We start from the raw sequence: 5,423 nt of genomic DNA, 5'->3' as shown, positions 1-5,423 counted from the left end.
TCGGTGCGCTCCAGGCGCTCGTCGGCGAACTGGGCGTGCCGATGCTGCTCGAGTGCTCGCCCGCCGCGCTCGAACGCGAGGAGCTCCTCGTGCCGGAGCAGTGGAAGCGGCGGCGGGAGGGGCGGACCGGTCAGCGGCCGGAGCGGCGGCAGCTGGAGGGCTCGATCGAGCGGACGGAGGAGTCGACGACGCGGCAGGCGCGGATCCGCTCGGGTCGGCGGGTGACGCGGACCCGCGGCCGGTGGGCGACGCGGACGTCGGGAGCCCCCGCGCGATCACGGCGGGCGGCGCCAGGAGGACGAAGGAGTCGTCGTCGGGGGCGGCCGTCGGCGCGAGCACCTCGGCGAGCCGGCCGCCGATCATCGGCGCGGCCCGGGGCAGGCGCGGCGAGGCGAGCTCGGCGCAGTCGGGGCACCAGGAGGAGCGGCGCCGCTCCCGGCCGGGACGGTGGCGCTGCTCCTCGGGAGTGGCGACGAAGACGTGTCCGGCGTCGCAGAGCCAGCACAGGTACACGTCGGCCGCGGGCGGGATCTGGCTGAGCACGATGCCCTCGTTGTACTCGGGCCGGTACTGCCGCACCAGGACGGGGTAGGACGCCCAGGCCTCCCGGTAGGTGCCGACCGCGTAGGGGACGTCGGCGCCGCGCGAGAACCGCCGCCTCTGCCACCACCGCCCGATCGCCTCCGCCACCCTCCGCACGCTACGCGCGACCACCGACGCGGAAGCGGCGCCCGCGTGCGCAGGCGGGATCTCGAGACGCCCTCCGGGCTGCTCGATCAGCAGGCGCGGCGGAAGGGACCCTCCACCCGCGATGCTGTGCTCCCGGCCGACTAGGTGACGGCGGAGCCGTCCCTCACCTAGTGTGCGGAGTCCTGCTCGTCGATGTCCGCGATCTCGGCCTCGTCCGGCTTGAAGGTCAGCGAGAACATGGCGATCGCGACGAGCACGACGATGAAGGCGACGCCGAACGAGATGAGCGCGACGACCGGCTCGCGGGTCGAGAGCATGACGACCAGGCCGACGAAGGCCGCCATCACCGCGGAGAAGCCGATGAGCTCGAGCGGGCGCAGGCGGTCCTTGCGGGTCGGCTGGAACGTGCGGGGCGTGAACTCGCCGGGGTCGCGCGCCGGGGCGGAGTCGGCCGCCGAGGCGCGGTCGGCGGGAGAGGCGGGGTCGGGCTGCTGGCCTTCGGCGGTCATCGGTCTCCTCCGGAGGTCGGTGTCGTGGGGGCGACGGGATCGTGTCCGGTGGCTGCGTCGGCGCCGGCGGCCCATTTGAGCGAGAACGCCGCGATGGCGAGGAACACGGCGACCATCACGGCGTAGGCGCCGAGGAGGCCGACGGTGACGACGGGGTGGGGCGGGAGGAGTCCGAAGGCGGCGCCGAGCAGCATCGTGCCGACGCCGACGATCACGGAGTCGCGTGCGGCGAGGCCCTGACCGCGGCGGCCGCTCGAGAACTCGAGGAAGCCGGAGAGCAGCGCCCAGCCGGCGACGAGGGCGACGAAGGAGAGCAGGTTGGCGACCGGGAGCGCGACGAGCGCCGCGACTCCGGCGACCAGGGTGAGCACCGCGGAGCCGAGGGCGAGCGGGCGGGCCCGGCCGCTCCAGCTGCGGAGCCCGAGGGCGAGCGAGACGGCGCCGGTCGCGATCGCGAAGCCGCCGAAGACGGCGAGGCCGAAGGCGGGCCCGTGGTCGGGCGAGAAGGTGACGACGCAGCCGGCGACCGCCGCGATCACGGCGCGCGCGAGGGGCAGGGTCCACAGGCGGCGGTCGGAGTCGGCGGCGATGGCCACGGTCGAGCCTCTCTGGGATGGAGGGAGAAGGCGTCCGGGAGCGGACGGCTGGGCGCGCGACGGCACGGCGACGCGGACTCCAGCGATTTTACGCTCCCGCGGCTCCGCCCAGGCCCGGAGCGGGGCCGGGGGCGCGATCCGGGGCGAAGTCGCAGGCGGCTCAGCCGAGCCAGACCTCCTCCACCCGCGGGAACACGGCGTCGGCGGAGAAGCGCTCACGGAAGCGCGCCCCGGCCTTCTCGACGACCTCGGCCCGGGCGTCCTCGTCGGTGATGAGCTCGGTCAGCGCGGCGGCGAGGCCCTCCACGTCTCCGGGCGCGACCACGCGGCCGCAGCCGTCGCCGAGGACCTCGGGGATGCCGCCGACCGCGGTCGAGACGACGGCCGCGTCGCGGGCGAGTGCCTCGAGGATGAAGATCGGCATCGCCTCGTCGCGCGAGGGCAGGACGGCGATGGACGCCTCGTCGAGCAGGGCGAGCAGGCGGGCGTTCTCGAGCGAGCCGAGGAACTCGATCCCCGGGACGCCGCGGTCGACGACCTCCGGCTCGCGGATCGGACCGGCGACCAGCAGGCGCCAGCCCTCCTTGCCCTCGACCTGCGCCCACGCCTTCTGCAGCACGTCGACGCCCTTGCGGTGGCTGACGACGCCGCCGAAGACGACGGTGCGGGTCTTCTCACGCGGGGCGCCCTGCTCGAGCGCGTTGGGCACGAGGTGCACGCGCTCGGCGGGGACGTAGCGGCGGCAGATCGCCGAGGTCTCCTCCGAGAGCGAGATGATCTCGTCCGCGCTGCGCAGCACGTCCTTCACCAGGCGCGGGTGCGCGGCGGTGAAGGCGGCGAACTCGCTGCCGTGCAGGTGGGCGACCGTGCGCAGGCCCAGGCGGTGCGCGAGGCGGAGGAGGGACCCCTCGCGGAGGAACGAGCCGCGCTCCGAGAGGTGGACGACGATCACGGCGCCGGGCTCGCGTCGCGCGATCGCGACGATGCGGGCGGCGGCGCCGGCGGCCAGGCGGGCCGCGGCGACGTGCTCGCCCGGAGCGGTCCGGGAGGAGATCACCCGGACGTCCGAGCGCTCGAACGGCCAGCGCAGGTACCCGTTGACGACCTGCGTCATCCCTCCGGGGACCTCTCCGCTGCGGCCGACGTGGTACACCCGCGTCTTCGGGCCGGCAGGGACTGCCGCGGCGGCCGGGCGGCTGCGGGGCGGCACGGCGAGCAGCGCCTGGATGTCGTCGCGGACGCCGCGGAGGCGCCCGCGGGCGACGAGCAGCTTCTCGAGCAGCTCGCTCCGGCGGGCGACCACGGCGGAGAAGGTCTCGACGCCGGCGGCCGGGGTCGTCCGGGACATGTCGACCGTGACGTCGTGGATCCCGATGGTCTCGAAGTGGCGCGAGGCCTTCGTCGATCCGTCCATCTGCAGGCTCACCGGGGCCGCGCCCTCGGTGAACGCCATGATGATCACGTGCAGCCGGTCGCTCATCGCGACGCGGGCCGTGCGGTAGAGCTCGCGCAGCAGGATCTCGTGCTCGTCGTGGGTGTGCGCCGGATCCCAGTCGAGGATGTCCGCGTCGAGGTCGGCGGCGAGACGGCGGGAGCGCTCGGCGTCGACGGCGACCTGCGTGACGACGACGATGTCGAGGTCCTCGCGCTCGGCGAAGCCCTTGATCGCGGCCAGCCACTCCTGCTCGGGGTAGGGGCGGGCGTCCACCTCGTGGTCCTCGCGGAGGGAGAGGACCAGAACGCGCCGCTCCTCGTCGGGCTGCGCGGCGAACGCGGTCAGCTCCGCGTCGCTCGAGCCCTCGCCGTAGCCGAGGTCGGGCATGGCGGCGCCTACGCGCATGTAGCCGGCGGTCTTGTCGTCGCGCCAGCGGGTGTAGCTCGAGAGCGCCATCGAGGGCCACATGATCGCGCGGGGCAGCGGGGCGAAGTTGCGGGTGCCCACGCCGGCGCGGATCACGCGGCCGCCGCCGAGGCGCACCAGGGCGATGCCCGGGAGCATCACGAGGTGCTCCTTCATCCCGATCAGGGTCAGCTGGATCTCTCCCGGCTTGAACACCGAGTTCGCCCGGCCGGCGAGGGCCTCGCGAGCGAGCGCCGCGTACCAGCGCAGGAGCGAGCGGTACACCGTGTCGTCCGGGCCCAGGCGCAGGCCGTCGTCGTAGCCCCACGGCGAGTGGCCCACGTAGACGTGGAGCGGACCCGACTCGCGGAGCCAGTCGAGGAGCTGGCGGCGCAGGATGATGTCGCCGATGTTCTCGTACTGGCCGCGGCCGACGGCGAAGATCGATCGGGCAGGTGTCACGGGCGGGCCTTTCGGAGGGGTTCGCGTGGGGGTGACCGGTGCGGAGCGGGGAGCGTCGCGGGTCTCCCCGGTCGATCCTCCTGCCGCGCTGCCGTCGTGGGCCGGGCCGGCCGGGCTCCGCAGGAGCGGGCTCGGGGCCGATGGCGCCCCGGGCAGACTAGCGCAGGCGGGCTCGGCGGCTCGAGGAGGAGTGCTCGCGTCAACAGCCGTTGGTGACCAGGAAGGCCTTGAGGAAGGCGCCGGTCTGGTAGACGTACTGGTTCACCAGGTAGTCCAGGCCCATCGGCTCGCCCGAGGGCACCATCGAGAGCTCGCCGGAGTAGCAGCGCTCGATGATCATCTCGGCGCGCACGAGGTGGGAGGCGTTGGTGATCACGATGACGTGGTCCCAGCCGTACTGCTCGGCCATGTCGCGCAGCTGCCGGGCCTCTCCCTGGGTCGTGAGCGGGTCGGCGGAGTAGCAGAGGACGTCGCCGCCGGGCTCGTTGCACTTCTTGTACTTCTTGGCCTCGTAGGGAGCGTTCATCTCGCCGGGGCCGACCGAGAGCACCATCGTGTCCGTCGCTCCGGAGGTGATGATCCGGCGGGCGAACTCGACGCGCGCCCTCGTGGACGGGCCGAGCACGAAGACCGCGTCCGCCTGCTCGGGGATCGGGTCGATCGGGGGCGTGACGTAGAGCGGGATCCCGGCGCCGAAGAGGGCGAGGATCACGAGGGGGACGAGCAGGAGCCGTCCGATCACGGTGCGAGCGCGGACCCGGGGGCGCCTCGGGCGCTCCCGGGACGGCGGGGTGGACGGGCGGTCGCCGGTCGCGGTCGTGGCCGTGTCCATCGCGTCCTCCCTCTCGTCGGGACCGCCGCTCGCCCGCGGCGGGTGATCCGCGACGCGGGTGCGACGGCGATCACCAGTGGAGAGCCCATCATCGCAGTGTTTCGGCGCGGGGTCGGCCCGGTGAACGCCCGGTCAATTCTCTCGCCCAGCGGCCCGGCCCGGGGCCGTGTCCAGAGTCGCCGGGTAGGGTCGCCGTTCCTCGACCGACCAGCACTCCCCCTCGTCCATTCCGCGGACGGGCATCCCCGGAGTCCCCTCCCGATCCGACATCCGCCCTCCGATCCGTCGTCGACAGCGCGTGTGACCGTTCCGTGTACACGCATGCGCGGCGGTTCGCCAGTCCTTCAGCGGAATCGCTGATACAGGCCCGACCACCACGCCCGAATGGGGCACTACAACCTGAATCCGTCTCATCCAGTCATCAGTCGCAAGGCCCGTCTATAGCGTCGGGAGGACCAGCACCACCCCCTTGAGCAGCCCCCTCGAACCGCCCC

At 73.7% G+C, this 5,423-nt stretch carries 4 protein-coding genes and 1 pseudogene; all 5 read right to left on the bottom strand.

Translation table 11 applies throughout. The features are described from left to right. Window positions 1-690, bottom strand: a pseudogene (locus C5C63_RS17505) (hypothetical protein); the annotation flags it as partial. 167 nt (window positions 691-857) lie between these two features. Next, on the bottom strand, window positions 858-1,199 hold the full coding sequence (locus C5C63_RS17500; protein WP_258059918.1) for a hypothetical protein: 342 nt from the start codon (window positions 1,197-1,199) through the stop codon (window positions 858-860). After that, the gene (locus tag C5C63_RS16505) at window positions 1,196-1,795 is read right to left on the bottom strand and encodes a DUF308 domain-containing protein (RefSeq protein WP_104225185.1); all 600 of its coding nucleotides are present in this window, start codon (window positions 1,793-1,795) and stop codon (window positions 1,196-1,198) included. Before C5C63_RS16505 ends, C5C63_RS17500 begins: the two co-directional genes overlap by 4 nt. Window positions 1,796-1,955: 160 nt before the next feature. Next, window positions 1,956-4,097 (bottom strand): glycosyltransferase family 4 protein, encoded by a 2,142-nt coding sequence (locus tag C5C63_RS16500; RefSeq protein ID WP_104326457.1) that lies wholly within the window; start codon window positions 4,095-4,097, stop codon window positions 1,956-1,958. Window positions 4,098-4,296: 199 nt separating this feature from the next. Beyond that, a complete protein-coding gene (locus C5C63_RS16495) occupies window positions 4,297-4,929 on the bottom strand; it encodes a YdcF family protein (protein ID WP_104296026.1) in 633 nt (210 codons plus the stop codon). Between the last annotated feature and the right edge of the window lie 494 nt (window positions 4,930-5,423).

Source organism: Rathayibacter sp. AY1B8 (assembly GCF_002932775.1).
Lineage (GTDB): Bacteria > Actinomycetota > Actinomycetes > Actinomycetales > Microbacteriaceae > Rathayibacter.
The sequence above is the reverse complement of the archived record's forward strand: the minus strand, read 5'-3'. Positions and strand labels throughout refer to the sequence as shown.

Excerpts from the sequence above, each read along its gene's own strand:
- C5C63_RS17500 (WP_258059918.1), bottom strand. The coding sequence starts at position 1,199 with ATGACCGCCGAAGGCCAGCAGCCCGACCCCGCCTCTCCCGCCGACCGC.
- C5C63_RS16495 (WP_104296026.1), bottom strand. The coding sequence starts at position 4,929 with ATGGACACGGCCACGACCGCGACCGGCGACCGCCCGTCCACCCCGCCG.